The sequence below is a fragment of the Lentzea alba genome, from assembly GCF_011067745.1.
GTDB lineage: Bacteria > Actinomycetota > Actinomycetes > Mycobacteriales > Pseudonocardiaceae > Lentzea > Lentzea alba.
Map to the genome: position 1 here is coordinate 18,883 of NZ_JAAMPJ010000022.1, position 25,991 is coordinate 44,873.

At 68.1% G+C, this 25,991-nt stretch carries 27 protein-coding genes, 2 tRNA genes and 1 other RNA gene; 13 read left to right on the top strand and 17 right to left on the bottom strand.

Going from position 1 to position 25,991, the window contains the following annotated elements:
• Positions 1 to 41: 41 nt before the first annotated feature.
• Complete coding sequence (locus G7043_RS46630; RefSeq protein WP_166056102.1) at positions 42 to 956, top strand: saccharopine dehydrogenase NADP-binding domain-containing protein; 915 nt, start codon at positions 42 to 44, stop codon at positions 954 to 956.
• 256 nt (positions 957 to 1,212) lie between these two features.
• Here G7043_RS46630 and ssrA read toward each other — a convergent pair.
• Positions 1,213 to 1,590, bottom strand: a transfer-messenger RNA (tmRNA) gene (gene ssrA, locus G7043_RS46635).
• A gap of 121 nt (positions 1,591 to 1,711) precedes the next feature.
• Between ssrA and G7043_RS46640 the strand changes: the two genes are divergently transcribed.
• Both G7043_RS46640 and G7043_RS46645 read left to right on the top strand, forming a co-directional pair.
• Positions 1,712 to 2,950 (top strand): sensor histidine kinase, encoded by a 1,239-nt coding sequence (locus G7043_RS46640; protein WP_390829828.1) that lies wholly within the window; start codon positions 1,712 to 1,714, stop codon positions 2,948 to 2,950.
• Positions 2,938 to 3,579, top strand: a complete 642-nt coding sequence (locus G7043_RS46645; RefSeq protein WP_166056105.1) for a response regulator transcription factor — start codon at positions 2,938 to 2,940, stop codon at positions 3,577 to 3,579. Before G7043_RS46640 ends, G7043_RS46645 begins: the two co-directional genes overlap by 13 nt.
• Here the strand turns inward: G7043_RS46645 and G7043_RS46650 are convergent.
• The 6 genes from G7043_RS46650 to G7043_RS46675 form a co-directional block, all read right to left on the bottom strand.
• A complete protein-coding gene (locus tag G7043_RS46650; protein ID WP_166056108.1) occupies positions 3,564 to 4,391 on the bottom strand; it encodes an amidohydrolase family protein in 828 nt (275 codons plus the stop codon). The genes G7043_RS46645 and G7043_RS46650 overlap by 16 nt on opposite strands.
• Entirely contained in the window at positions 4,391 to 4,867 is a 477-nt protein-coding gene (gene smpB / locus G7043_RS46655; RefSeq protein ID WP_045311206.1) for an SsrA-binding protein SmpB, read from the bottom strand. Before smpB ends, G7043_RS46650 begins: the two co-directional genes overlap by 1 nt.
• Positions 4,868 to 4,897: 30 nt before the next feature.
• Positions 4,898 to 5,800 carry a permease-like cell division protein FtsX gene (gene ftsX / locus G7043_RS46660; protein ID WP_086666931.1) on the bottom strand — a complete coding sequence of 301 codons (903 nt, stop codon included), beginning with the start codon at positions 5,798 to 5,800 and terminating at the stop codon, positions 4,898 to 4,900.
• 39 nt (positions 5,801 to 5,839) lie between these two features.
• Entirely contained in the window at positions 5,840 to 6,529 is a 690-nt protein-coding gene (ftsE, locus tag G7043_RS46665) for a cell division ATP-binding protein FtsE (protein WP_086666930.1), read from the bottom strand.
• Positions 6,530 to 6,716: 187 nt separating this feature from the next.
• Positions 6,717 to 7,820, bottom strand: a complete 1,104-nt coding sequence (prfB, locus tag G7043_RS46670; RefSeq protein ID WP_166056110.1) for a peptide chain release factor 2 — start codon at positions 7,818 to 7,820, stop codon at positions 6,717 to 6,719.
• A 60-nt stretch (positions 7,821 to 7,880) separates the two neighbouring features.
• Positions 7,881 to 8,381 carry a PadR family transcriptional regulator gene (locus G7043_RS46675; protein ID WP_086666928.1) on the bottom strand — a complete coding sequence of 167 codons (501 nt, stop codon included), beginning with the start codon at positions 8,379 to 8,381 and terminating at the stop codon, positions 7,881 to 7,883.
• 386 nt (positions 8,382 to 8,767) lie between these two features.
• Here G7043_RS46675 and G7043_RS46680 point away from each other — a divergent pair, with 386 nt between their 5' ends.
• Positions 8,768 to 8,971: a hypothetical protein gene (locus G7043_RS46680; RefSeq protein ID WP_166056111.1), complete on the top strand. Its 204-nt coding sequence runs from the start codon at positions 8,768 to 8,770 to the stop codon at positions 8,969 to 8,971.
• 61 nt (positions 8,972 to 9,032) lie between these two features.
• Here G7043_RS46680 and G7043_RS46685 read toward each other — a convergent pair.
• From G7043_RS46685 to G7043_RS46695, 3 genes are all read right to left on the bottom strand, one after another.
• Positions 9,033 to 9,106, bottom strand: a tRNA-Met gene (locus G7043_RS46685).
• Between the two features lie 276 nt (positions 9,107 to 9,382).
• Positions 9,383 to 9,456 (bottom strand) — tRNA-Met (locus G7043_RS46690).
• Between the two features lie 53 nt (positions 9,457 to 9,509).
• Positions 9,510 to 12,512 (bottom strand): UPF0182 family protein, encoded by a 3,003-nt coding sequence (locus G7043_RS46695; protein ID WP_166056113.1) that lies wholly within the window; start codon positions 12,510 to 12,512, stop codon positions 9,510 to 9,512.
• A gap of 94 nt (positions 12,513 to 12,606) precedes the next feature.
• Between G7043_RS46695 and G7043_RS46700 the strand changes: the two genes are divergently transcribed.
• Positions 12,607 to 13,146 (top strand): PPA1309 family protein, encoded by a 540-nt coding sequence (locus tag G7043_RS46700; RefSeq protein ID WP_086666926.1) that lies wholly within the window; start codon positions 12,607 to 12,609, stop codon positions 13,144 to 13,146.
• Between the two features lie 98 nt (positions 13,147 to 13,244).
• On the opposite strand, the gene G7043_RS46705 is transcribed toward G7043_RS46700, so the two are convergent.
• The gene (locus tag G7043_RS46705) at positions 13,245 to 14,324 is read right to left on the bottom strand and encodes a YlbL family protein (protein WP_313888437.1); all 1,080 of its coding nucleotides are present in this window, start codon (positions 14,322 to 14,324) and stop codon (positions 13,245 to 13,247) included.
• 44 nt (positions 14,325 to 14,368) lie between these two features.
• On the opposite strand from G7043_RS46705, the gene G7043_RS46710 reads away from it, so the two are divergent.
• A complete protein-coding gene (locus G7043_RS46710; protein ID WP_166056117.1) occupies positions 14,369 to 15,676 on the top strand; it encodes a zinc-dependent metalloprotease in 1,308 nt (435 codons plus the stop codon).
• 68 nt (positions 15,677 to 15,744) lie between these two features.
• Here the strand turns inward: G7043_RS46710 and G7043_RS46715 are convergent, their stop codons facing one another.
• The gene (locus G7043_RS46715; protein ID WP_086666923.1) at positions 15,745 to 16,272 is read right to left on the bottom strand and encodes a M48 metallopeptidase family protein; all 528 of its coding nucleotides are present in this window, start codon (positions 16,270 to 16,272) and stop codon (positions 15,745 to 15,747) included.
• A gap of 195 nt (positions 16,273 to 16,467) precedes the next feature.
• Here G7043_RS46715 and G7043_RS46720 point away from each other — a divergent pair, with 195 nt between their 5' ends.
• From G7043_RS46720 to G7043_RS46740, 6 genes are all read left to right on the top strand, one after another.
• A complete protein-coding gene (locus G7043_RS46720; protein ID WP_166056119.1) occupies positions 16,468 to 16,623 on the top strand; it encodes a DUF5679 domain-containing protein in 156 nt (51 codons plus the stop codon).
• Between the two features lie 44 nt (positions 16,624 to 16,667).
• A complete protein-coding gene (locus tag G7043_RS46725; protein ID WP_166056121.1) occupies positions 16,668 to 17,468 on the top strand; it encodes a hypothetical protein in 801 nt (266 codons plus the stop codon).
• Positions 17,465 to 18,775, top strand: coding sequence for an ABC1 kinase family protein (locus G7043_RS46730; RefSeq protein WP_166056123.1), 1,311 nt, complete (start codon positions 17,465 to 17,467; stop codon positions 18,773 to 18,775). The genes G7043_RS46725 and G7043_RS46730 overlap by 4 nt, the downstream gene beginning before the upstream one ends.
• A gap of 86 nt (positions 18,776 to 18,861) precedes the next feature.
• Positions 18,862 to 19,404: a hypothetical protein gene (locus G7043_RS46735; protein WP_166056125.1), complete on the top strand. Its 543-nt coding sequence runs from the start codon at positions 18,862 to 18,864 to the stop codon at positions 19,402 to 19,404.
• Positions 19,405 to 19,434: 30 nt separating this feature from the next.
• The gene (locus G7043_RS49165) at positions 19,435 to 19,596 is read left to right on the top strand and encodes a hypothetical protein (RefSeq protein WP_242643463.1); all 162 of its coding nucleotides are present in this window, start codon (positions 19,435 to 19,437) and stop codon (positions 19,594 to 19,596) included.
• Positions 19,587 to 19,934 carry a MarR family winged helix-turn-helix transcriptional regulator gene (locus tag G7043_RS46740; protein ID WP_313888438.1) on the top strand — a complete coding sequence of 116 codons (348 nt, stop codon included), beginning with the start codon at positions 19,587 to 19,589 and terminating at the stop codon, positions 19,932 to 19,934. Before G7043_RS49165 ends, G7043_RS46740 begins: the two co-directional genes overlap by 10 nt.
• A 536-nt stretch (positions 19,935 to 20,470) precedes the next feature.
• Here the strand turns inward: G7043_RS46740 and G7043_RS46750 are convergent.
• The 4 genes from G7043_RS46750 to G7043_RS46765 form a co-directional block, all read right to left on the bottom strand.
• Positions 20,471 to 21,343, bottom strand: a complete 873-nt coding sequence (locus G7043_RS46750; protein ID WP_313888439.1) for a class I SAM-dependent methyltransferase — start codon at positions 21,341 to 21,343, stop codon at positions 20,471 to 20,473.
• 287 nt (positions 21,344 to 21,630) lie between these two features.
• Positions 21,631 to 21,954 carry a WhiB family transcriptional regulator gene (locus G7043_RS46755; RefSeq protein ID WP_086666917.1) on the bottom strand — a complete coding sequence of 108 codons (324 nt, stop codon included), beginning with the start codon at positions 21,952 to 21,954 and terminating at the stop codon, positions 21,631 to 21,633.
• A gap of 99 nt (positions 21,955 to 22,053) precedes the next feature.
• Positions 22,054 to 22,311, bottom strand: coding sequence for a hypothetical protein (locus G7043_RS46760; protein ID WP_166056129.1), 258 nt, complete (start codon positions 22,309 to 22,311; stop codon positions 22,054 to 22,056).
• A gap of 148 nt (positions 22,312 to 22,459) precedes the next feature.
• Positions 22,460 to 24,529 (bottom strand): ATP-dependent DNA helicase UvrD2, encoded by a 2,070-nt coding sequence (locus G7043_RS46765; protein WP_166056132.1) that lies wholly within the window; start codon positions 24,527 to 24,529, stop codon positions 22,460 to 22,462.
• A gap of 62 nt (positions 24,530 to 24,591) precedes the next feature.
• Here G7043_RS46765 and G7043_RS46770 point away from each other — a divergent pair, with 62 nt between their 5' ends.
• Positions 24,592 to 25,323, top strand: coding sequence for a DUF4191 domain-containing protein (locus G7043_RS46770; RefSeq protein ID WP_086666914.1), 732 nt, complete (start codon positions 24,592 to 24,594; stop codon positions 25,321 to 25,323).
• A 71-nt stretch (positions 25,324 to 25,394) separates the two neighbouring features.
• Here G7043_RS46770 and G7043_RS46775 read toward each other — a convergent pair whose 3' ends face one another.
• Positions 25,395 to 25,868: an RDD family protein gene (locus G7043_RS46775; RefSeq protein WP_166056134.1), complete on the bottom strand. Its 474-nt coding sequence runs from the start codon at positions 25,866 to 25,868 to the stop codon at positions 25,395 to 25,397.
• Positions 25,869 to 25,991 lie beyond the last annotated feature (123 nt).

A 25,991-nucleotide genomic window follows, 5' to 3' on the forward strand; every position in this document is an offset into this window, starting at 1 on the left:
GACACTAGTCCGTTCTCGGGTTCACCAGTTGAATGATCCACATGGGACACAAGATCGCGGTGTACGGCGCTTCCGGACTCACGGGGCGCTTCGTGGTGGCAGAACTGGAAAAGCGCGGCTTCTCGGCACTGCCGTTCGGCCGCGCCCAGGCAACGGCGGACGATCCGGCGGCCCTGGACCGGGCACTGGAGGGCGCCGACGCCGTGATCAACGCGGCCGGCCCGTTCGCGGTCACCGCCCTGCCGCTGATCGCCGCGGCCGAACGGGCGGGCATCCCGTACGTCGACGTGGCGGCCGAGATCGAGGCGAACGCCGACACCGTCGCCCGCGGCGCGACGATTCCGGTGGTGCCCGCAATGGCGTTCTTCGGCGGCCTCGGCGACCTGATGGTCACCGCCGCGATGGGCGACTGGACCACCGCCGACTCCGCCCACGTCGCCTACGGCCTGAGCGGCTGGCAGCCGAGCCCCGGCACGCTCACCGCGGGCCAGGTCTCCCGCGACCGCCGAGCCGGCCGCGGTGTCCGGTTCCGCAACGGCGCACTGGAGTACCACTCCGACTCCCCGGCCACCGTGACCTGGGATTTCCCGTCCGGCCCGCGCGAGGTCGTCGCCGAGTTCACCATGGCCGACGTCGTGACCGTGCCGAGCCACCTGGCGATCCCGGCGGTCACCACCTACATGTCGGTGAGCGCCTCCGACGGCCTGCACAGCGGCGCGGAACGTCAGGAGGCGGAGACCTTCGAGGTGGACGTAGTAGTCCGCAACGGCTCATCAGAGCGCCGCATGACCGCCACAGGCCGCGACATCTACGCCGTGACCGCACCCCTGGCCGTAGAAGCAGCAGAACGCCTGCTAACCGGCCGTTTCAACGTAACCGGCGTGGCCTCAGCAGGCGCGATGTTCGACGCCCAAAACTTCCTGAACGCCCTGTCCAACGTAATCCCGACCAGCTGAACGCCCGCCAACCTGAACGCCCGCCAACCTGAACGCCCGCCAACCTGAACGCCCGCCAACCTGAACACCCGCCAACCTGAACACCCGCCAAGCTGAACACCCGCCAAGCTGAACGCCCGCCAAGCTGCGAAGCAGCGAGGCGGGCGGGGGGTCCGGGGGCGAAGCCCCCGGCTGGGGTCTGGGGGCTGGGCCCCCAGAAAACACCCGGAACGAGCAGGCGAAGGTGGCCCGCAGGGCCACCGAGCAGCCTTCGGCCGAGTGGAGGTGCCGGGAATCGAACCCGGGTCCTGTGGCGGTTCATCAGGGCTTCTCCGTGCGCAGTCTGCTCTGTCTCTACTTGGCCCCATCAGTCACGCAGACGAGCTGATGTGACAGGCCCAGTCGCTGTGAGTTTCCCGAACAGCCTCCGCGACCGAGACTGCAGGTAAGCCTTCTAGCTGATGCCGGACACTAGGTCGAAGGCAACCCTAGGCCGACAACCGCCGCTACTCGCTGTCAGGCAGCAAGAGCGTAAGCGGTGCGCGTGTCGTTAGACGTGGCGCTTATTGGTTTGCGATGACGCTTGCGGTGGTCTCTCGCCTGCACCGGCACGCTTCCCCTGAATCAACGTCCACAGTCGAAACCGTTCACCCCCTTGTAGTGGTACGCATAGCATAACGAGTGGGGCCAACCAGTTCTTCCCGAGGCTGGTAGGGCTGTCCCCACCTCTGACCGGCTAGCTGGCCAGATGGTCTCTGACCAGCGAGAACGACACGATGGACGGCATGAGGAAACCGAACGCGCTCGCAGCCGGGTTCTACCTGCTGACCAACCTGGTGACCGGCATCTTCTGGTTCACCCTCTCCGTCGTGCTGGTCGTGGTGGGGCTGGCGACATCGGTCCTGTGGGTCGGTCTGCCGATCCTCTGGCTCGCGATGAACGTGGTGCGCGGTGGTGCGACGATCGAGCGGGCGTGGGTCGGGGCGGCGTTGCGCACGGACATCCCCAGGCCGTACCGCGAGAGGCCGGACGGCACGCTGTGGCAGCGGTGGAAGGCCCAGTTCACCGATCCGGCGACGTGGCGCGACTTCGGTTATCTGCTGCTCCTGCTGCCGCTGGGGGTGGTGGAGTTCGCGTCCGTCCTCGCGATGTGGACGGTGGCGGCGGCGTTCGTCGCGGTGCCGTTCTGGATCGACGACGCGCCGTTCGCGGTGATCGTGGGCGAGTTCTGGACGATCAACTCGTTCACGTCGGCGCTGCCGGTCTCGGTGATCGGTCTGGCGTTGGTGCCGTTCGCGGTCATCGGCACCAGGTGGCTCGGTGTGCTGCACGGCAGGTTCGCCCGCGGGATGCTCGGGCCGACTCGCGCCGACGCGCTCGCGATCGAGGCGGAGCGGTTGCAGTCGAGCCGGGCCCGGGGCGTCGAGGCGGCCGAGGCGGAACGCCGGCGCATCGAACGGGACCTGCACGACGGCGCGCAGCAGCGGCTCGTCGCGGTGGCGATGGGGCTGGGCCGGGCGAAGTCCAAAATGGACTCCGATCCGGAGGGTGCGGCCGCGCTGATCGCCGAGGCGCACGCGGACGCGAAGCTCGCCATCAAGGAGCTGCGCGACCTGGCGCGGGGGATCTACCCGTCCGTGCTCGGCGACCGCGGTCTCGACGCGGCACTGAGTGCGCTGGCCGCACGCGTCCCGATCGAGGTCGATCTCCAGGTCAACGTCGAACCGCGACCGCCGACATCGGTGGAGAGCGCCGCGTACTTCACCGTCGGCGAAGCGCTCACGAACATCACCAAGCACTCCAACGGCACCAAGGCGACCGTGCGGGTCAACCGGGTCGAGACCGGGGTGCTGGTCGAGGTCACCGACAACGGTCAGGGCGGCGCCGAGCTGAAGCCGGGCGGCGGACTCGCCGGTCTGGCGGACCGGGCTGCCACTATCGACGGTGTGGTTGTCGTCGTCAGCCCCGTTGGTGGGCCGACCGTTATTCGAGCGGAGTTGCCGTGCGTGTGGTGATCGCCGAGGACTCGGTGCTGCTGAGGGTGGGCGTGCAGCGGTTGCTCGCCGACGAGGGCATCGAAACCGTTGCGGCAGTGGAGAACGGCGACGACCTGTTGGACGCCGTGACCGAGCACAGGCCGGACCTGTGCGTGGTGGACGTGCGGATGCCGCCGACGTTCACCGACGAGGGCCTGCGGGCGGCCATCGAGTGCCGCCGCCGCTACCCCGGGCTGCCGGTGCTGGTGCTGTCGCAGTACGTCGAGGAGCGCTACGCCGTGGAGCTCCTCGCGGGAGGTGCGAGCGGAGTCGGCTATCTGCTCAAGGAGCGGGTAGCCGATGTGAAGGAGTTCGTCGACGCGGTGCGTCGGGTCGCTGACGGCGGCACGAGCATCGACCACGAGGTGATCACGCAGCTCATGGTGCGCAGTAAGAAGAGTCCCGTCGACTCGTTGACGCCCCGCGAACGCGAGGTGCTCGGGCTGATGGCACAAGGACTGTCCAACACGGCCATCGCCGGCTCGCTCGTCGTGTCCGACGGCGCGGTGGAGAAGCACGTCGGCAACATCTTCGCCAAGCTCGGCCTCGAACCTTCGAACTCGGAGCACCGCCGGGTGCGCGCTGTCCTCGCCTACCTGGACAGCTGAAGCAGGCGGGCGCCGTTGTCGTGCAGGATCGCCTGCTCGGCGGCGGCGCCCAGGCCCCACGACCGGATGGCGTCGAGCTGCACGTCGTAGGGGTACGGGATGTTCGGGAAGTCGGTGCCCAGCACGACCCGGTCCGCCAGCCCGGCGACGCGCTGAACCCAGCCGTCCGGCAGCGGCACCATCTGCTCGGTGAACGGAACGCCGACCATCGTGGTGTCGACGTGCACGTTCCGATAGCGCTCGACCAGGTCCAACGCCTGCGAATAGTCGGGCATCCCGGCGTGCGCGATCACCGCGGTCAACCGCGGATGCTTCTTCAGCACTCCCTCGAAGATGCCGAGCCCCGTGAACTCACCGGGCATCGGCCCGTCGCCGCAGTGCACGACCACCGGCACACCGGCTTCCGCGAGCTGGCCCCAGACACCGTCCAGCAGCTCGTCCCGCGGGTCGTACCCGCCCACCTGGACGTGTGACTTGAAACAGCGCGCCCCGGCTTCCAACGCCTTGCGCACGTACGCGTCAGCACCCGGTTCCGCGTAGAACGTGCCCGTCGGAACAGCCTCGGAGGCCCGTGACGCGAAGTCGGCGACCCACTCGTTCAGCCACTGCGCCATGCCCGGCCGGTGCGGGTAGAGCAGTGGGGCGAACGCGACAACGCCCAGCTCCCGCAGTGCGGTGAGCCGGGCGTTCTCGTCCGTTCGGTAGTGGATGTACCAGTCGACACCGGACTCGCGCACGCGGTCGAAGTACGCCCAGACCTTGTCGAGAACGTTCTGGGGCATGAAGTGGACGTGGACGTCCACCAGTGCCATCAGTAACGGCCCTTCAACGCCCGTCCGTGCGCCTTGGCGATCTCGCGGTTGGCGTCGCGCTTCGCGATGTCCTGGCGCTTGTCGTAGGCCTTCTTGCCCTTGGCGAGGGCGATCTCGACCTTGACGTAGCCGTCCTTGAAGTACATCTGCAGCGGGACGAGCGACAGACCGGACTCCTTGGTCTTGCCGATCAGCCGTTCGATCTCCGCCTTGTGCAGCAGGAGCTTGCGCTTGCGCCGGACCTCGTGGTTCGTCCAGGTGCCCGCCACGTACTCCGGGATGTGCAGCGCGTGCAACCAGATCTCGCCGTCGTCGACCTGGGCGAAGGCGTCCACGAGGGACGCCCGTCCCATGCGCAGGCTCTTCACCTCGGTGCCGACGAGCTGAATGCCCGCCTCGTAGGTGTCGAGAATGGCCCAGTCGTGCCGAGCCTTGCGGTTCGACGCGATGACCTTCTGCCCGCGTTCCTTGACCATGGCGACAACTTTACGTGGTCGTGCGAGCGGTTAAAGCCGCACGTAGAGACGGAGTGTCACGTAGCCGGTGGTGGCCGAGATGACGATCGCGACGAGGAACAGCCACGGCGACACGATCAGGATGTCCAGGTACCCGATCGGCGGGATGATGCCCGACTCGGTGAGGTTCCTGGTGATCCGGTCGAGGAAGAACGCCTTGAACAGCACCAGGCCGGCGACCGCGGTGACCGAGCCGATGATGCCCGCGACGACCGCCTCGATGAGGAACGGCAGCTGCGTGTACCACCGGGTCGCGCCGACCAGTCGCATGATGCCGACCTCGACGCGGCGGGTGAACGCCGACACCTGGATGGTGTTCGAGATCAGCAGCAACGCGGCGAACGCCTGGATGAGCGCGAGGATCAGGGCGACGTCGCGCAGACCGTTGAGGCCCTCGAAGAACCGCTCGAGGAACTTGCCCTGGTCGTCGACGCCCTTGACACCCGGCTTGCCCTCGAAGGCCTGCTTGATGACGTCGGTGCGGTCGGGGTCCTCCAGCTTGACGCGGAAGGTCGCCGGAATGGCCTCCGGCCGCGCGAGCTTGAGCAGCTCGGGCTGCGCCTCGAAGATCTTCTTGAAGCGCTCGAAGCCCTCGTCGCGGTTCTGGAACACCACTGTCTCGACGCCGGAGGTCTGCTCGAGCTGGGAACGCAGACCCGCGCACGGCTGCTGGGTGCAGTCCTTGTCGTTGGCGCTGACGTCGTTCGTCAGCAGCACGGAGACCTCGAGCTTGCCCGCGTAGTTGGCCTGCATCTTGTCGACCATGCGGACGACGAGCAGGCCACCGCCGAGCAGCCCGAGCGAGATGGCGGTCGTGAGGATCATCGCGATCGTCATCGTGACGTTCCGGCGAAGTCCGGTGACGACCTCGCTGAACACGAAGCTGGTACGCATCGGGGGCGGGGTTCCTTGGGGTTCGGGGGCTAGGGACGCTTAACGGCCAACGCCGTAAACGCCGCGTGCGTCATCACGGACGACCTTGCCGTACGCCAACTCGACGACGCGACGGCGCATCGAGTCGACGATGCCGTGGTCGTGGGTGGCCATGATGACGGTCGTGCCGGTGCGGTTGATCCGCTCCAGCAGCAACATGATGTCCTGGCTCGTGTCGGGGTCCAGGTTTCCGGTCGGCTCGTCGGCGATCAGCACCAGCGGCCGGTTCACGAACGCACGGGCGATCGCGACGCGCTGCTGCTCACCACCGGACAGCTCGGTGGGGAAACGGTCCTCCTTGCCGTCGAGGCCGACCAGCTGCAGCACCTCCGGCACCACCTTGACGATGGTGTTGCGGGGCTTGCCGATGACCTCGAGCGCGAAGGCGACGTTCTCCGCGACCGTCTTCGTGGGCAGAAGACGGAAGTCCTGGAACACACAACCGATGGACTGACGCAGGCGGGGGACCCTGCGCCGCGACATCTTGGCGACGTCGAAGTTGGAGACGTAGACGCGTCCCCTGGTCGGCACCTCTTCGCGCAGCAGCAGGCGCAAGAACGTCGACTTGCCGGACCCCGAGGGCCCGATCAGGAAGACGAACTCGCCCTTCTCCATCTCGACGGACACGTCGTCGAGCGCGGGACGCGTGGAGGTCTTGTAGACCTTGGAAACGTGTTCGAGACGAATCACGAGGCGCGAGTCTACTCATGGCCGGGGTAAAGCCCCCGTTCCGGTTAACTTCCGGCCCCGGAAGGGCGGTTCGAACCTCGACGCGGCGTGTCCGACCAGGCACGTCCCGTCCACGAAAAGAGCACGTCCCGCCCTCGTTCGGACTGAACGTGCTCTTCGCCTCAGATCAGCTGCGGGCCAGTGCCGACTAGCCCTGCTGGGACTGCTTGCGCCACCGGATGCCGGCCTCGAGGAAGTCGTCGATCTCCCCGTCCAGCACCGCGGAAGGGTTGCCGACCTCGTGCTCGGTCCGCAGGTCCTTGACCATCTGGTACGGGTGCAGCACGTAGGAGCGCATCTGGTTGCCCCAGCTGGAACCGGAGTCCTTCAGCGCGTCCATCTTGGCCTGCTCCTCCTGCCGGCGCCGCTCGAGCAGCTTGGCCTGCAGGACGTTCATGGCCGTGGCTTTGTTCTGCAGCTGCGAGCGCTCGTTCTGGCAGGACACCACGATGCCGGTCGGGATGTGCGTGAGGCGCACGGCCGAGTCGGTGGTGTTGACGCCCTGGCCGCCGGGGCCGGACGAGCGGTAGACGTCGACGCGCAGGTCCTTCTCGTCGATCTCGACGTGGTCGGTCTGCTCGACGACGGGCACGACCTCGACGCCGGCGAACGACGTCTGGCGGCGGCCCTGGTTGTCGAACGGCGAAATGCGCACCAGGCGGTGCGTGCCCTGCTCGACGCTCAGCGTGCCGTAGGCGTAGGGCGCGGTGACGCGGAACGTGGCGGACTTGATGCCCGCCTCTTCCGCGTAGGAGGTGTCGAAGACCTCGACGCCGTACTGGTGGCGTTCGGCCCAGCGCGAGTACATGCGCAGCAACATCTCGGCGAAGTCCGCGGCGTCGACGCCACCGGCCTCGGCACGGATGGTGACCAGAGCGTTGCGCTCGTCGTACTCGCCGGACAGCAGCGTGCGAACCTCGAGGCTCGCGATCTCCTCGCGCAGCTTGGCGCGGTCGTTGTCCGCGTCGGCCTGGGCGTCCGCGTCCTCGGCCTCTTCGGCGAGTTCGTAAAGCAGCGGAAGGTCGTCGAGACGTTCGCGCAGGTTCGTGATGCGGCGCAGCTCACCCTGCTTGTGGGACAGCTGGCTGGTGACCTTCTGCGCCTTCTCCTGGTCGTCCCAGAGGTCCGGGCGGGCCGCCTGCTCCTCCAGGTCCGCGACAGCGGCGCGCAACGCATCGAGGTCCATCACCGCCTCGATGCTCGAGAGCGTGGCGGAGAGGTCCTTGATGTCTGCTTCGACGTCCGGGTTCACGCAAAAAGATTACGCCAGCACCGGTCGCCGTTCGCGACCGGTGCTTCGCTGGCGTCCCCTTTAAGCCGTGGGGATGGCGTCGAGCAGCTTGAGAACCGCCTTCGCATGAGCAAGGCCGAACTCGGCCACCGCCTTGGCGTAGGGGTCCTCCGCCGTCTTGGCCGCGCTCTTCGCGCTCTCCTGCTCCTGACCGTACGCGGAACGCGCGGTCGTGATCAGGGACTCGCGCTGCTTCGCGGTCAGCGAGCCGGCGTGCACCAGGCGCAGGATGAGCGGGCTGCGGAGGTGGTCCGGGCCGGGCTCGGACAGCAGCCAGTTCTTGAAGGCCTTCTTGCCCGCCGCCGTGAGCACGTACTGCTGGCTCGACCGCGGTCCTTGCTTGCCGAGGCGCAGCAGGCCTTGGTCAGCCAGCGCGGGCAGCTCGCGGTACACCTGGCTGCGGGTCACGCTGAAGAACGCGCCGAAGCGGTCTCCTGCCTCCGCAACCAACTGGCCACCGGTCTTGGGTCCGTCGTGCAGCAGCCCGAGCAGGGCGGCTGCGGTCGCATTCAGGTCTGACACAACGACAACGTTCCCACGTCTGGGGGAAGCTGTCCACAATGGTCAGCCGTTCTGTCCACTGTGGCTGATCACCGGGCTAGTCTGATGGGCCATGCGGAGCAACGAAAAGTCTCGCTGAGTAAGCGGCAGTTTGCCAACCTCACGCGTTTGGCCGCTTGACCGTCTGTGTCCATCCCGGATGGAAAAACCCTTTCGCAGAAACGAAAGTCACCCGATCTCACTCGATCGGCGGTACGACTCTCACCGGCCGGAGCCACCCGAATGGACGGACGTGGGCCCTCGTCGCACGACCCGGTGATGTCCGCTCGCACCTCTTTCCTACGCCCGCGCAACCGGGAAAATGATCATTGCCAGGCAGGCGGAGCGAGACACGGAGGTCGGGGACGATGAAGAGCATCAAGTGGCTGGACCACAAGAAGGTGGCGGCGCACACGGTGGCGTGGATGACCGGTGGCATCCCGGAGCAGGCCGGCAAGGACGAGTGCATGGTGTGCGGCAAACAGATCCGCAAGCACCGCACCGTCAACGGTGAGGGCCGGATCTGCTCCAGCATGCTGTGCGCCCAGTACTGGGCGGAGAACATGACCTGAAACGCGCTGACCTCGAACAAAGCAGAAGGCCGGAACCTGATGGTTCCGGCCTTCTGTCTAGTAGCGGGGACAGGATTTGAACCTGCGACCTCTGGGTTATGAGCCCAGCGAGCTACCGAGCTGCTCCACCCCGCGCCGCTTCTAGCTTGTCTTGCTGTCTTGCTGTCTTGCTGTTGTAAGGAGAACTCTACACCCTCCGAAAACCCCTTTTTCACCACCCCCCTCCAACCGCGGTTTCCGCAGGTCACCCCCCGAAAAACCCCGAGAAGGCCCAGCTTCCCGCTTCCCGATGGTCAACCTACGGGGGGGTCTGTGGGCTTGCCCCCAGGGTGGGGTTTGGGGGCTCCGCCCCCAATGCAATGCGAAAAAGTCCTGTCTACGCTCTCCGCAGACAGGACTTTTCCAACTTTGTAGCGGGGACAGGATTTGAACCTGCGACCTCTGGGTTATGAGCCCAGCGAGCTACCGAGCTGCTCCACCCCGCGTCGGTATGAATAGAACCTTACGCGGGGTGGAGCGCTTAATGCAAATCGAGAGGTCAGCCTGACGGTGTGGGGCTCGGCACAACCGACGACTGGCCCGTAGGCGGCGGCACGGCAGCCCCGGTGTTGTACTGCTTGAAGCGGGCCGACGCGTCCTCCAGGCGCTGGTACGCCTGGCCGAGCGCGGCGAAGTCACCGTTCTGCTGAGCCTTCTTGATTTCCGCCAACGCCGAGTCGATGTCGTTGACCGCCTTCTGCAGGTCAGGACTCAACGCGCTGTTCGACGGCGGCGTGGACGGCGGCGTCGAGTTGCCGTTGTTGTTCGGCGGGTTGGTGCTCGGCGGCGGCACGACCGCGCCGGTGCCGCTGAGCACCTGTTCCAACGCTTCGCTCAACGTCGACGCGTATCCGACCCGGTCGCCGTACCAGACGAGCACCTTGGACAGCTGCGGATACGAGGTGTTGTTGGACGCGCGCTCGATGTAAACGGGTTCGACGTAGAGCAGCGCGCCGCCCACCGGGAGCGTGAGCAGGTTGCCGTAGACGACCGTCGTCTTCTGCTGTGCCAGCAGGTTGAGCTCGCGACTGACGTTGTCCGAGGTGAGGAACTGCGTCTGGATCTGCTGCGGGCCCTTGGCGTCCTGCGTCAGCTGCAACACGCTTATCTTCCCGTAGTTGTCCGGGTCGGACCCCACGGTGACGTACGCCGCCATGAACTCCCGGTTCTCGCGGACCAGCGGACTGGTCAGCTGGAATCGGACCTTGCTGGGATCGGCCGGGTCACCTGCCAGCACGTAGAACGGCGGCTGCGCGTCCCTGCGCTTGGCCGCGGCGTCGCGCTGGGCGTCCGCCGAGGTCACGTTGTCGATCGTCGGGTCCTGCGCCGGCGCCCAGTAGGCGACACCGGAGTAGAAGTCCGACGGCGACGAGACGTGGTACTTCGACAGCATCTGCCGCTGCACCTTGAACAGGTCCTCGGGGTAGCGGAAGTGCTGGCGCAGCTCGTTCGAGATCTCGCTGTTCGGCTTCACCGTGTTCGGGAAGACGCCCATCCACGCCTTGAGGACCGGGTCCTGCTCGTCCATCGCGTACAGGCTCACGGTGCCGTCGTAGGCGTCCACAGTGGCCTTGACCGAGTTGCGGATGTAGTTGACGGGCTTGTTGGCCTGCGAGATCACCACGCCGTCCGCGGTGAGCGAGTCGTTCGTCGCGTCGCCCAGCGGGGTGCGCTGCGCGTACGGGTAGTTGTCGAGCGTGGTGTAGCCGTCGACGATCCAGGTGATGCGGCCGTTCACGACGGCCGGGTACGGGTCGCTGTCGACGGTGAGCCACGGCGCGACGGCCTGCACGCGGTCCCGCGGCGCACGCTTGATCATGATCTTCGACTCGTCCGCGATGGACTGGTTGAAGAGGATGTTCCGTTCGCCGTAGTACGCCGCGAACGCCAGCTTGTTGAACAGGCTGCCGATCGGCACGCCGCCGGAACCGGTGTAGGTGTACGACTTGGCATCCGTGTCGTACTCGGCCGCCGAACCCTGCGGCCGGCCACCCACGATCGAGTAGTCGTTCGTGCCGAACAGCTCGCCGTAGTAAGTGCGGGGCTGGTCGACCTTGATGCCGTTCTCGGCGTTGCGGATCGTGCCGTCCGGCGCGACCTCACCGGTCTTGAACTCCGGGTACCCGCCGTTGGTCTGGTCGGCCACCGCGTTGACCTTGTTCGCCTCGGCGTAGACGAAGCCGTTGCCGTGCGTGTAGATGAGGTGCTGGTTGATCCAGTCGCGCTGGCCCTGCGGCAGGCTGTCGAGCTTCAGCTCGCGGACCGCCACGATGTAGTCGCGCAGCTTCCCGTCCACTGTGTACCGGTCGACGTCGAGCTTGTTCGGGAACCCGTAGAACGGCCGCAGCTGCTGGAACTGCGTGAACGTCCGCCCGAGCACGGCCGGGTCGAGCAGGCGGATGTTGCCCAGCGTCGCCGCGTCGTTGGTCTTGATCTGCTCGTTGGTGATGTTCTGCTTGCCGTCGTAGGGCTTTGTTTCGACCTTGTCCTCGGTCAGCCCGAACGATTGTCGTGTCGCCTTGATGTTGCGCTCGATCGACTGAGCTTCCTTCTGGATGGCGTTCGGCTTGACCGAGAACTGCTCCAGCACCGCGGGCCACGCCGCGCCGACGAGCACGCTCGACAGCACCAGCAGAACGGTCGCGATGGCGGGCAGCTGCACGTTGCGCATGAACGCGCCCGCGAAGAACGCGATCGCGCAGAACACCGCGATGCACAGCAGGATCAGCTTGGCCGGCAGCACCGCGTTGAGGTCGGTGTAGCTGGCGCCGACGAACTTCTCGTTCTCGTGCAGCAGCAGTTCGTACCGGTCGAAGAAGTACGCGACGGCCTTCAGCAGCACGAACGTGCCGGCGACCAGGGCGAGGTGCAGTCGCGCCGGTCCGGACAACTGGCCGCCGCGACCGGCCAGCCGGATCCCGCCGAACAGGTAGTGCGCGATCACCGCGCCGATGAACGACACCGCCGTCGTGATGAACAGCCACGACAGCACCCACTCGTAGAACGGCAGCTTGAACGCGTAGAAGCCGATGTCGTGCTGGAACTGCGGGTCGGTCACCCCGAACGGCTGGGCGTTGAGGAAGAGCTGGAACGGCTGCCAGTCCTGCTGCGCCGACGCGCCCGCGATCAACCCGACGAACACCGGGATGCCGATCGCGAACAACCGCATCCGCCGCATCACGACCGTGCGGTAGCGGGCCACCGGGTCGTCGGGGCCGGACACCGGCACGAACACCGGGCGGGACCGGTAGGCGAGGTAGAGGTTGAGCGCGACGATGCCGCCCACGACGACCCCGGCGGCCACGAACAGCCCCAGCCGGGTGAGCAGCACCGTGCTGTAGACGTCGCGGAATTTCACCTCGCCGAACCACAGCCAGTTCACGTAGGTGTCGAGCAACCGCGATCCCGTGATGAGACCGAACAGGAGCACAACACCGACGATGAGCAGGATTCGGCTGCGTCGGGACAGTTTCGGCAGTCCGACTGGAGGCCGTGTGGCCACGAGGCACGCTCCTGGATCGCGGAATTTCAATACGTACGTTTAGTCCAACTCTACGGACGACGCCCTGGGTTCCCGTGAAGTCGGCGGTCTTACGATGACACGCGTGTCAGCGAGTGAAACGCCAGCGGTCATCCTCCCGACGGTCGCCCGCGAGGTAGAGGAGTTCGTCGGGGCGGGCGGCTGGGAGCAGCCCCCGCAACTCTTCGCCCTCGTGGCCACCTCAGACCTGATCGAGCAGCAACCAGAGCTGCGGGCCCAGCTGGACCCCGAAGCCTCCCCGCTGACCCCGATCGCCCAGGACGAACTGACGGGCGACCTGGGAGACGCGCTGGCGGGCATCGAGTGGCCCCCGGCCGTGACCGGGTGCGCACTGGCCCAGGAGATCGTGGTCCTGCCGCCGGAAGCCGAGACGGAACTGCAGCACGGCGAACTGGACGACGAGGCAGCCCGCAGGTTTGCGGCCGAACACCCGGCCCGCCGCGAGGCGCGCCTGGTGGCGGCGGTGCTGCGCGACGGCTCCGTCTCCTGCGTGCTGCGGCTGCGCGGAACGGTCGAGGTGCCAGAGGAGGTCGTCGAGCACCCCGAGCTGGCGCCCAACCTCACCGACGCCCTGCTCGCCACTTTGCGCCCCTGACCCTCACACCCCCAGGCTGGCACAACCCGGCCTCCAACGGCACGCGGGGGCCCCGCGTTTCCTCCAGGGAAACGCGGGGCCCCCGCGTGCCGAACCGATCAGCAGGCGGGCGTGTCCTTGCCCGAGTTGAGCGCCTCCAGCGACGACACCGCGTCCTTGAGGTTCTCGACCTTGATCAGCTTGAGCCCCTCCGGCGCCTGCTGCTTCGCGTCCTGGCAGTTGTCCTTCGGCACGAGGAACGCGGTCGCACCGGCCTCCTTCGCGGCCACCATCTTGAACGCGATGCCGCCGATGGGCTTGACCGTGCCGTCGCCGGTGATCTCGCCGGTGCCCGCGATCGCCTTGCCGCCGTTGAGCTCCCCCGGCGTCAGCTTGTCGACGATCGCCAGCGCGAAGATCAGGCCGGCGGACGGGCCGCCGACGTCCGACAGGCTGATCTTGATCTTGAACGGCACGTCGGCGCGGTCCACCGGTGAGATGCCGATGAAGCCGGCGGGACGGCCGTCGTCGCGGGTGCCGAGGGTCAGCTGGGTCGACTTCGAGGTGCCGTCCTTCTCGAAAGCCACCTCGATGCGGTCGCCGGGCTTGGTGTTCTCCAGCGCGCTGCTCACGTCGGCCGCGCTCTGCACCTGCTTGCCGTTGACCGAGATGATGCGGGCGCCGAGCGGGATGACGTTGTCCGCGGGGCTGCCCTTGGTGACCTGGTTCGCGATCACCATGCCCGGATACTGGAGGTAGTGCAGCGCGGCGACTTCGGCGGCGGTCTGGGACTCGCTGAACGCCAGCTCGTTGTTCTTCTGCACCTCCTCCTCCGACTCGCCGGGCTTGAAGAACTCCTCGCGCGGGGCGAGGGCGTAGCGGCCGGACAGCCACAGGCCGAGAGCGCCGAACAGCGACACGTCGTCGGTGAGCGAAACGGTCGTCATGCGCAGGGACCCCTTGGTGGGGAAGGTGTCCTGGCCTTCCACCGAGACGACGTCGGTGTCCTTGACCTTGCTGAGCACGTCGTAGGTCGGGCCGGGGCCCAGCGCGACGTACGGGACTCTGGCGAAACCGCCGAGCAGTCCGAGTGCCGCCACCACTAGGAAGCTGACGATCAGCGTCCACGTCCGGCGGGTCAGTCCGCGCTCCCTCGGCGGGGGCGCGGGTGGGGGTGCGGTCGTGACGGTTTCACTCACGGCTGAACAGCGTACGACCATGTGGATCCGCGTACGGTAGAGGCATGAGTGACGTGCCGTTCGGGTTCAGCCCGCACGACCCCGACGACAAGAGCGGGAAGCCGGGAGACAACCCGTTCGACTTCAGCCAGCTGGGCAACATGCTCAGCCAGCTGGGCGCGATGCTGAGCAGCGCCGGGACGTCGAGCGGGCCGGTCAACTACGACCTCGCCAAGCAGATCGCGTTCCAGCAGCTGTCCTCGACGACGACCACCGTCGGGTTCGCCGCCGACCAGTCCGGTGCCGTGACGGACGCCGTGCACCTGGCCGAGATGTGGCTCGACCCGGTCACGTCGCTGCCCGCCGGCACCCGCACGACGGAGGCGTGGACCGCGCGCGACTGGATCGAGCGCACCATCCCCACCTGGCAGCGCCTGTGCGACCCGGTCGCGCAGCGCATGTCCGGCGCGTGGGTCGAGGCGATGCCCGCCGAGGCGAAACAGGCGGCCGGTCCGCTGCTGTCGATGCTCGGTCAGATGGGCGGCATGGCGTTCGGCTCGCAACTCGGCAACGCCCTGGCGCAGCTCGGCGCCGAGGTGCTGACCTCGACCGACGTCGGCCTGCCGCTCGGCCCCGAGGGCACCGCGGCGCTGCTGCCCGCGAACATCGAGAAGTTCACCGAGGGCCTGGAGCGCCCCGCCTCCGAGGTGATGGTGTTCCTCGCCGCCCGCGAGGCCGCCCACCAGCGTCTTTTCACGCACGTGCCGTGGCTGCGGCAGCGCCTGCTCGACACCGTCGAGGAGTTCGCCAAGGGCATCAAGGTCGACACATCGGCCCTGGAGCAGCTGGCCGGCCAGATCGACCCGTCGAACCCGGCCTCCATCGAGGAGGCCATGGGCTCTGGCCTGCTCGAACCGCAGACCACCCCGGAGCAGAAGGCGGCGCTGAACCGCCTGGAGACCCTGCTGGCCCTGGTCGAGGGCTGGGTGGACGTCGTGGTCGACGCCGCCGTGTCCGAACGCCTGCCCGGTGCCCCGGCGCTGCGCGAGACGCTGCGCCGCCGCCGCGCCTCCGGTGGCCCGGCCGAGCAGACCTTCGCGACGTTGGTCGGCCTCGAACTGCGCCCGCGCAAGCTGCGGGCCGCTTCCGCCCTGTGGAAGCTCATCGGCGACCAGCACGGCGTCGAGGTGCGCGACAGCGTGTGGGAGCACGCCGAGCTCGTCCCGACCGCCGAGGACCTGGACGACCCGCTGGAGTTCGCCGAGCGGCTGACCAACACCCGCAACGCTCTCGAGGACCCGATCGCGGAGCTGGAGCGCACCATGCGCGAGAGCGGCGAGAAGCCCGAGGACGGCAAGCCCGACGAGAGCTGACCCCGGTTCCTGAACATGCGAAACGCCCGGCGAGCACACCCTCGCCGGGCGTTTCGCGTTGATGGTCCTTAGTCCTCGGTGATGCCCCAGCCTGCGGCGGCTGAGAGACCTTCCAGATAGCCCATGGCGCGCTCGGTCTTCGGGTAGCGGTGCACCCACTCCCAGAAGTCCTTGCCGTGCCCTGGCACCAAGAGGTGCGCCAACTCGTGCACCAGCACGTAGTCGAGCACCCAAGGCGGCACGTCGCGCAGCCGCTCGGACACCCTGATGGTGCCCTCGGTCGGCGTGCACGACGCCCAGCGCGTGCGCATGGGCGGCACCCAACGCACGCTGACGGGATCGGCGAGCGAGTCGAGGTAGCGCGCCGACAGCTCGGCACACCGCGCCATCAACGCCTCGTCCGACGTCCGCGCAGGTGACTTCCTGCGCGTCTCACTGCGCTGGAGGCGGCTCAACATCTCCGCCACCCAGTGCTTCTCTTCCCCCTTGGTCATCCGTGCCGGCAGAAGGACGACGACGGTGTCGCCCTCCCGGTACGCGCTGACCATGCGGCGGCGCCGGGGGCTCCGCCGCACCTCCACCCGCGGTTCGGCCATGGAGTCACCGTAAACGGCGGCACCGACAATTTTCCGCCCCCAACCGGCGGCAGCCGCGCACCCGGCGGGTGAAGTTCCACCGAACGGCGGCTGGACACGCGCGAGAACGACATGCGCGGAATCACCGCCTCGCCCAGGTACCGTCGCGCCAAGGTCCCCGAGTGTGTCCGCACTCACAACTGCAAGGGAGGGGCTGTGGCCGAGACCTACAACGGCTACTGCGTCAAGTGTCGGGAGAAGCGCGACTTCGACGGCAAGGTCGAGGAAACCAACGGCCGGCGCATGGCGAAGGGCACCTGCCCTGTCTGCGGCACGAAGATGACGCGGATCCTCGGCAAGGCCAAGGTCTGACGTTTCCGCTGGCAGGGGGCCCCGCCCCCTGCCAGTCTTCTCATGTGGACACGAGACCTCGCGTACGTGCAGGACTCGCCGTGGTGCGCCGCGGCGAAGGCGTCGTGCAGGTCGGCACCGATCCGAAACACGCCGTGGTGATCGACTCACTGCCCGAAGCGCTGATCGACCAGCTCCTCACCCTCGACGGCCGCCACACCGTCGCTGAACTGGGTGAAAGACTGAAAGTGCGCGGCGAGGACCCGAGCCAGTTGAGCGCCGTTCTCGACTCGCTCGAAGAGGCCGGTCTGCTCGACACCGGCTCCCCCGCGAAGGGCGCGACGGCCGCCGTCCACGGCGCCGGACACCTTGCACTTTCAATTACTTCGCTTCTAGCTGAATCAAGCGTTCAGCTGGCGCACAACGCGGATCTGACGGTGCTCGCGGCGACGCTGGTCCCCGATCCGAACCTCGTGAGCACGCTGATGGCGTTCCGGACGCCGCATCTCCCCGTGCGGGTGCGTGAAGGTGTGGGCATCGTCGGACCGTTGGTCCTGCCCGGCCGTTCCTCGTGCTTGAACTGCGCGGACCTGCACCGCGCCGACCAGGACCCTGCCTGGCCCGTCATCGCGGCCCAGCTCGTCAGCCGACCGGCCTCGACCGACGTGCTCTTCGCGACGGGAACGGCGGCGCTCGCGGTGGCGCAGATCCTGGAGTCGTTGATCTACCTCCGGGGCCGCGACCTGCCCCCACCTGCCGTGCTGAACGCCACTGTCGAGCTCGACCTCGTGGCGGGTGTTGCTGAGAGGCGTAGCTGGTATCCGCACCCTGACTGTCAGTGCTCCGCACATAACATGGCCGAGTGACCGAGATTCCGCGCAAGGCCGTGCAGCGCACCGCCAAGCTGGCGAGCCTCCCGCTCGGGGTGGCCGGCCGGGTTGTCGGTGGCTGGGGGAAGCGACTGACCGGACGCGCGGCCGACGAGGTCAACGCCGAGGTGACCGCCAAGACGGCGGAACAGGTCTTCGCGGTGCTCGGCCAGCTCAAGGGCGGCGCGATGAAGTTCGGCCAGGCGCTGAGCGTGTTCGAGGCGGCCGTCCCGGACGAGCTCGCGGCCCCGTACCGCGAGGCGTTGACCAAGTTGCAGACCGCGGCCCCGCCGATGCCCGCCCGCACCACCCACCGCGTGCTCGCCGAACAGCTCGGCGCGTCCTGGGCGAAGCGCTTCAAGTCGTTCGACGACGACCCGGCCGCCTCGGCGTCCATCGGCCAGGTGCACCGCGCGGTGTGGCACGACGGTCGCGACGTGGCGGTGAAGGTCCAGTACCCCGGCGCCGACGAGGCCCTGCGCGCGGACCTGAAGCAACTGCTGCGGTTCTCCCGGCTGCTGCAGGCGATCATGCCGGGCACCGACGTGCGCCCCCTGCTGGAGGAGCTGCGCGACCGGTACCTGGAGGAGCTCGACTACCGCGACGAGGCGGCGAACCAGCGCACGTTCGCGAAGGCCTTCGAGAACGACCCGCACGTGCTGGTTCCGCGCGTGGTCGCCTCATCGCCCAAGGTCATGGTGACCGAGTGGACGTCCGGCGTCGGCCTGTCGTCGATCATTCGCGAGGGCTCGGTGGCTGATCGCGACCTGGCCGGTCAGCTGCTCGCCGAGTTCCACTTCTCCGCCCCGTCGCGCTCCGGCCTGCTGCACGCGGACCCGCACCCCGGCAACTTCATGCTGGGCGACGACGGCCGCCTGCGCGTGCTCGACTTCGGCGCCGTGGCCCGCCTGCCCGACGGCCTGCCCAAGACGCTGGGCCTGATGACCAGGCTCGCCCTCGACGGCCGCTCCGCTGACCTGGTCGAACTCCTGCGCACCGAGAACTTCATCCGCGAGGGCATGTCCCTGCACGGCGAGGACGTGCTCGGCTACCTGGCCCCGTTCGTCGAGCCCCTGCGCACCGAGTCGTTCCACTTCACCCGCCGCTGGCTGCAGTCGCAGGCAGAACGTGTGGGCGACCTGCGCAGCCCGGACTCGCAAACCGGCCGATCCCTGAACCTGCCCCCGCAATACCTGCTGATTCACCGCGTGACATTGGGAGCCACCGGCATCCTCTGCCAGCTGGACGCCCACGTGACGGCCCGCGAAATCGTCGCCCGCTGGCAGCCGGGATTCGACGACTAACTCGTCCGAGTGAACCTGCCCGGAGTTGTCCACAGGTTGTCTCTCAGCCCGTTTTCGCCGCCTGCCCGTGGGCCACGATGGTCCGCATGGCACACCTCGCAACCACCGCTGACCTGCTCGAATCCGGCCTGTCCGCCCGGGAGATCCACCGCCGCTGCGCACCTTCCGGGCCCTGGCAAAAGGTGCTTCCCGGCGTCGTTCTGCAAAAGCCGTCGCCGCCCAGCCGACTCGACCGACTTCGAGCGGTTCTCTCGTTCGCCGGCCCGGAATCGGTGATCACAGGAGCGGACGCGCTCGTCCGCCAAGGCGCCGCGTTGCCACTTCCCCGGCACGTTCACGTGCTGGCTGGAAAGAACATGCGAAGAGCGCACCCGTGGATCCTCTTCGAACGCACGACCCGGCCACCGGGCGTGGTGCAGCGCGACGGACTGAGGCTGGCTTCTCCGGCCAGGGCCTGCCTGGACCTCGCCCGGCGAGAGGCGAACCCTCGCGCGGTCGTGGCCATCCTCGACGCCGTGGTGGATGCGCGGCTGTGCACGCCGGGCGAGCTGCACGAGGAGTTGGAGCAGAGCAGCCGACGAGGAACGGCGCTGGTCAGGCAGGCCTTACGCCACTTCTACCCGACCTGACCGCATGATCATGGGTACGTCCGAGCGTCGATGCGCTCCTTCACCCGGAACGGCGACACCCTTGCGTTGGAGGCGGCCGCAGCCGTCCGCTCGGCTTCACAGGCGGTCGACCGCTTGCGCGGGCACGGCGCGGGCGCGGCGCGGGCGGACGCGGTCTCAGCGCGGGAGCGTTCGACGTTCTCGTGCGGCTGAGCACAGCTTCCGACGAGGGCCTGAGCATCGGCGAACTCGCCCGCGCGGGACGGGTGAGCTCCCGAAACGTCACCGGCCTGGTCGACACCTTGGCGAACGATCGACTTGCGGAGCGGGTCCAGGACCAGCACGACCGCCGATCGGTTCGCGCCCGGATCACGCCTGCGGGCGAGGAGTGGCTGGAGTCCTTCCGCGAGCCGACACAACGCGCCATGACCGCGCTCTTCCACGGTTTCACACCGGACGAGCTCACCCTGCTCCGGCACCTGTGCCTGCGCCTCGCCGAGAACCAGCACCGGATCGAGCAGCACCTGAACCCGCCCCAGGAGACGACATGACCACCGATTCAGCGACCCGACGCACCGTCAGGGCCTACCACGACGCCCGGTTCCGAGGGGACGTTCCCGCGGCCGCCCAGACAAGCGAAGATTTTCGCTTGTCTGGGCGGACTCGACGGTCTGCTCGGCATCGTCACCGACGTCGAACTGATCAGTGAGTTGTACGGCGACGCCGAGGCCACCTTGATCTACGACGTGCACACCGCCTCGTCTGTCGGCACGCAGCCGAACACTTCCGCGTCACCAACGGCAAGATCACCTCGATCCTGCTGATCTTCGACGCGGCCCCGTGGCAAGCCCTGATGGCCGCGGCCGGTCCCTCCAGGTGAGTCAGCGCCAGTACTCGTCCGGCAGCTTGCCCTCGATGTCCCGCACGTGGGCCTTCGAGCACACCTGACACAACCACCGGATCGACCCACCGGTCCGCTCAGAAGACCAGGCCAGGAACTCCAGGTCGGAAACGGAGGCACGCGACCGCCCACATCTGTGGCAAGCCGTGGCCGGCGACGCCCCTGCAGTCGGCGACGCCCCAGCCGTCATCGGCGCCGTCCCAGGTGGACGGTGTCCGTCTCGAGCAGGAACACGTCCTCCCGCGCACCCACGTACTCGGAGTCGGACGGGTTGAGCAGCCGGCGCAACGCGTCGCGATCGGACGGGTGCAGGTACGGCCCGGTGATCTCGGCGAGCCAGGTCAGGCGGTCGACCGCCCATTCGCGGACGAGGTGCTTGGCCGGGGCCGGGTGGTCGACGACGAAGCTGAAGGCGCTGATCTCGCCCAGGCCCGCGTCGGCCAGGGCGACGTTCCAGCCGACCGGGAGGCGCACGGAGCCAGTCATGTTCTCGCGCATCGACACGAACCAGTCGGCGCGGGCCGCTGCCATGCGGTCCTGCAGGCCTGGCTCGCCGACGCCGAGGTCCCAGGGCAGGAACCGCGTCTCCAGCCCGCCCTCGGCGAGGGCCAGCCAGCCGCCGGGAGCCAACGCTTCTACCAGGCGCTTCACCCCGCGCAGCTGGTCAGGGAGGTGGTGGATCACCCGCGAGCCCCAGATGAGCTCAACCGGGCCGGCGAAGGACAGCGGGTCTTCCGCTGCCAGGTCGGCCAGCACGGGCTTGATCGACACGGCGCCGTCCGCCTCGGCACGCGCCGCGGTGCAGGCCGCGTCCAGCAACTCCGGCGTGGCGTCTACCAGGACCAGCACGCCGCCGCCGTGTTCGCGCAGGGCCGAGACCAGCGGCACGCTCATGGAGCCGGCACCGCAGCCGACGTCCATCACGACCGGTGAGTCGGGCAGCAGGGACACGAGTCTGCGGGCGACCACGGACAACGCTTCGGACTGCAGCGAGCCGTAGCGCCTCATCGCGTGGAGGCGGGCGGACCAGTCGATTCCGTCGTGAGTGTGGTGCGACACAAAAGCAAACGGTACGGAGGAACGGCCGAGGCCGCCATCCACCTTCTCGTGGATGACGGCCTCAGCTCGAGACTGTCAGAGGTCGAAGCGAGCCGCTCTGCGTCCCGCCCATCGCGACAACCTGCGCCAACGTTGCGCTGACGCGAGGCGGTTCGCCAGGCGTTGCTCTTCCGCGTACCTCTGGGCTTCTTGTATTCGTATTCGCACGAGTTCTTCGTTCAGAGACATGGGAGTCAGGGCCTCGTTCAGGTAGGTGGGGATCGTGCTGTTGCTGGTAGTCACGGTGTTCACGCCGCCGCCTCCGTCTTGTCAGCAGTGACGACAGCTGCCGCGTCCTTGCGCGGACGGCCACGCGGCCGCTTCCGCGCGATCACGACACCGCGCTCGAAGATCTCTCCACCCCAGACACCCCACGGCTCGTGACGGGCGATCGCGCCGGCGAGGCACTCCGCCAGAACCGGGCAGGTCCCGCAGAAGGACTTGGCCTTCTCGAGGTCAGCCGGAACGTCCGCGAACCAGAGGTCGGGGTTGTGGGTGCGGCAGGGCAGGTCGAGCCCGTCCGCGAGGTCCGGAAGTGTCTCGCCGGTGAGCGGGACAGTCGCGGTCAACATCAGGGTTTTCTCCTTGTGTGGGGTACTGCAAAAACACGAAAGCCGCGGACTCTGTGCGAGTCCGCGGCTTTCGTGAGCCTGGTGGTCCTTCGACCCCCTCTATGGGGTCGGCAGGAGCCTTCTCACTTGATGCGCGGACAGCGCATTCGTGTAGTTGTGAACGTCATCGATGACCGGCAGCACGATCGGCTGCTCGCTGGCCAGAGCGGTGCCGCGCAGGGCGGTGCCGCGCTCGCGGCCCAGCAGTGCCACCGGCTTCAGGGCAGACTTCTGCCACATCGCCTGAGCGGCTGCGGACGCGCAGAGACCCTCGGACACGGGGAGGCCGAGCGAGCGCGAAGTGTTGAAGAGCTTCACAACTGCCACCTCCTCCAAGAGAGAGCTCTGCTGTCGAGAGCTTCTAGTAGTTAGTTCTTCTTCCCCAGACGGGTCCTCCGGACCCGGCATGAGCAGGTTATGACCCCGTCCCACGGGCTCGCAACCTATTTAACGAAACTTGTCCCGATCAGGTGGCGGAGTACCCGACACCGGCTCGGACCAGGCCCAACACGTCGTCGCCGAACTTATCAAGCTTGGAGGCGCCGATGCCCGAGATCGCCACAAGTCCGGCCGAATCCGTGGGTCGCTGCTCCGCGATGGCCATCAGCGTGGCGTCGGTGAAGACCACGTACGCGGGCACCTTCAGCTCCCGCGCCCGTCCCGCACGCCACTGGCGCAACGACTCGAGCAACTCCTCGTCCACATCGGACGGGCAGGACCTGCAACGACCGAGCTTGACGGCTTGCGCTTCGACCAGCGTCGACGCGCAGACCCGGCAGGTCGGCTTCTCCTTCTTCATCAGAGGAGGCCGCTGCGCGCCGCCAGATACCCGTGCGGCCGGGTGGTTCTCGGGCACGAGGCTGTAGAGGAAGCGCGAGCGGCGGCGGTACTTGCGTCCACCGGCCGCTCGGGACAACGCCCACGACAGCCAGAGGTGCTCACGCGCGCGCGTCACGCCTACGTACAGAAGGCGGCGTTCTTCTTCGACCTTCGCCTCGTCGCCGTCGGCGTACTGGATCGGCATCGTGCCTTCGACCAGCCCGACGAGGAACACCGCGTCCCACTCCAGGCCCTTCGACGCGTGCAGCGACGCCAGCGTCACGCCCTCGACGGTCGGCGGGTGCTGCGCCTCGGCCCGCATGTCCAGCTCCGCGCAGAACCGCGGCAGGTCGGCTTCCGGCGACGAGGCGGCGAACTCCTCGGCGAGCTCGACCAGCGCGAGCAACGACTCCCAGCGCTCACGGGCGGAGCCACCGGTCGGCGGTTCGTCGGTCAGGCCCACGCGGCCGAGCACCGAGCGGACGACCTCGGGCAGGCTGCCGTCAAGATCCCCGGCCGAGCGCAACGCGATCATCGCCTGGCGCACTTCGGCGCGTTCGAAGAACCGCTCGCCACCGCGCACCAGGTACGGGATGCCGAGCGACGCGAGTGCCTGCTCGTACACCTCTGACTGCGCGTTGACCCGGTAGAGGATCGCGATCTCGGAAGCCGCGACCCCTTCGTCGAGCAACGTCTTGATGCGCCGCGCGACCGCGTCCGCCTCGGCCGGTTCGTCGTCGAACTCGTGGAACCGCGGCAGGGGCCCTTCCGGCCGCTGCCCGATGAGCTGCAGCCGCGAGCCGGCGGGACGTCCGCGCGCCCACTTGATGACGTCGTTGGCCAGCGCCACCACCTGGGGCGTCGACCGGTAGTCCCGCTCCAGCCGCACGACGACCGCCTCGGGAAACCGTCGCGCGAAGTTGAGCAGCGGCTGCGGCGAGGCACCGGCGAACGAGTAGATGGTCTGGTTCGCGTCGCCGACGACGGTCAGGTCGTCGCGGCCGCCGAGCCACGAGTCGAGCACGCGTTGCTGCAGCGGCGTCACGTCCTGGTACTCGTCGACCACGAAGCAGCGGTAGCGGTCGCGGAACTCCTGCGCGACCTCCGCGTTGTCCTCCAGCGCCCCGGCCGTGTAGAGCAGCAGGTCGTCGAAGTCGAGCAGCTGCGCCTCGTTCTTGAGCTGCTCGTAGGTCGTGTAGAGCTTCATGATCTGCTCGGCGGGTGCCGGGATGTCCCTGGCGGCGCGCGCGGCGGCGACCGGGTAGTCCTCCGGTGTGAGCAGCGACGCCTTCGCCCACTCGATCTCGCTGGTGAGGTCGCGCAGCGCGTCGGGCTCGGTCGGCAGCCCTAGCCGGGACGCGGCGCGGGCGACGACGCGGATCTTCTGGTCGACGAGGTCCCAGCGCGGACCGCCGATGACCCGTGGCCAGAAGTAGCGCAATTGGCGCGATGCGGCGGCGTGGAACGTCACGGCCTGTGCGCCGTGCACGTCGAGAGAGCGCAAACGCGTGCGCATCTCCCCCGCGGCGCGCTTGGTGAACGTGACGGCGAGAACCTGTGACGGAGCGACGTGACCGCGTTGGCACAGGTAGGCGATGCGGTGCGTGATGGTGCGCGTTTTTCCGGTACCGGCGCCCGCGAGCACGCACACCGGGCCGCGCGGCGCCTCGACCGCTGCGCGCTGTTCCGGATCAAGACCCTCCAGCAACGCCTCCATGCCCGGCAGTCTCGCAGACGGCCGATGCGAGACCGATACCACCGCGCCGTATCCTGGTGAGCATGGCTGGTAAGCAGGACAAGGCGGCTGCCAAGGAAGCGGCGAAGGCTCGCCGCGCGGCATCCCGCGAACGGCGCAAGCAGATCTTCGAGGCGTTCAAGATGCAGCGCCGCGAGGACAAGGCGCTGATTCCGCTGATGCTGGGGGCTGTCCTCGGTGTCACGGCGATCGCCGTGGTCCTGGGCCTGGTCTTCAACGCGGTCTGGATGTTCGTGCCGCTGGGCGTCGCGATCGGCGCGCTGCTGGCCGTGATCATCTTCGGTCGTCGCGTGCAGAGCAACGTCTTCCGCAAGGCCGACGGCCAGCCGGGCGCCGGCGCGTGGGCGCTGGAGAACCTGCGCGGCCGCTGGCGCGTGACCCCCGCCGTCGCGGGCACCACGCAGCTCGACGCCGTGCACCGCGTGCTCGGCCGTCCGGGCGTGGTCCTGGTCGCCGAGGGCTCCCCGCACCGGGTGAAGCCGCTGCTCGCGCAGGAGAAGAAGCGCATCTCGCGCGTCATCGGCGAGACCCCGATCTACGACTTCATCATCGGCACCGAAGAGGGCCAGGTCCCTCTCAAGAAGCTGCAGTCGACGCTGATGAAGCTGCCGCGCAACATCACGGCCGCCCAGGTCGACACGCTCGAGACCCGCCTCTCCGCGCTGGCCAGCCGCGGCGCCGCACTGCCCAAGGGCCCGATGCCGGCGGGCGCGAAGATGCGCAACGTCCAGCGCACGCTGCGCCGCCGCGGGTGACGCACTCCCGTTAGACGTGAAGAGGCCCGCCGCACGAGATGTGCGGCGGGCCTCTTCACGTCTAACGGGTTCTAGCGGACCTTGATGACGACGGTGCCGGCGGCCTTGTCGTGCAGGCAGCGGCCGTCCGAGTCCCAGACCAGCGCCGGGATCAGCGGGAAGATCAGGATCGTGCGCAGCAGCGCGCGGGGCAGGTGCACGAAGGCCTTGCCGTCGATGCGCGCCACCCGCAGCCCGAACAGCGCGTGCCCCGGGGTGAACCCGAAGAACGCGACGGCGACCACGGTGATGACGAACCAGGCCAGCAGGCTCCAGTTCTTCGGCAGGTCAGGGCGGGTGAACACCGCCGCGACGCCCGCCGCGAGGATGAAGTCGGCCAGGATGGCGAACGTGCGCCGGCCGATCGAGGCGATGGAGCCCGGCCCCTTCTCCGGGAAGCCGTGGCGCTCGCCACGCCAGCGCTGCTGCGTGCCGTCGTTCGAACCCTCGCCCGGTTCGAGCACGGAGTCGGGTCCCGAAAGCCACGAACCGGTCCACTTGCTCACTCCACCAGAGTAAGGCCGTCTCAACGGGTGAGGACCGGCAGGTCGTCTTGCCCCTTCGGACGGCCCCGTTAACACTGGCGAAACATCCGAGTGACGGACGGGCAACACCGCCGACATACGGTC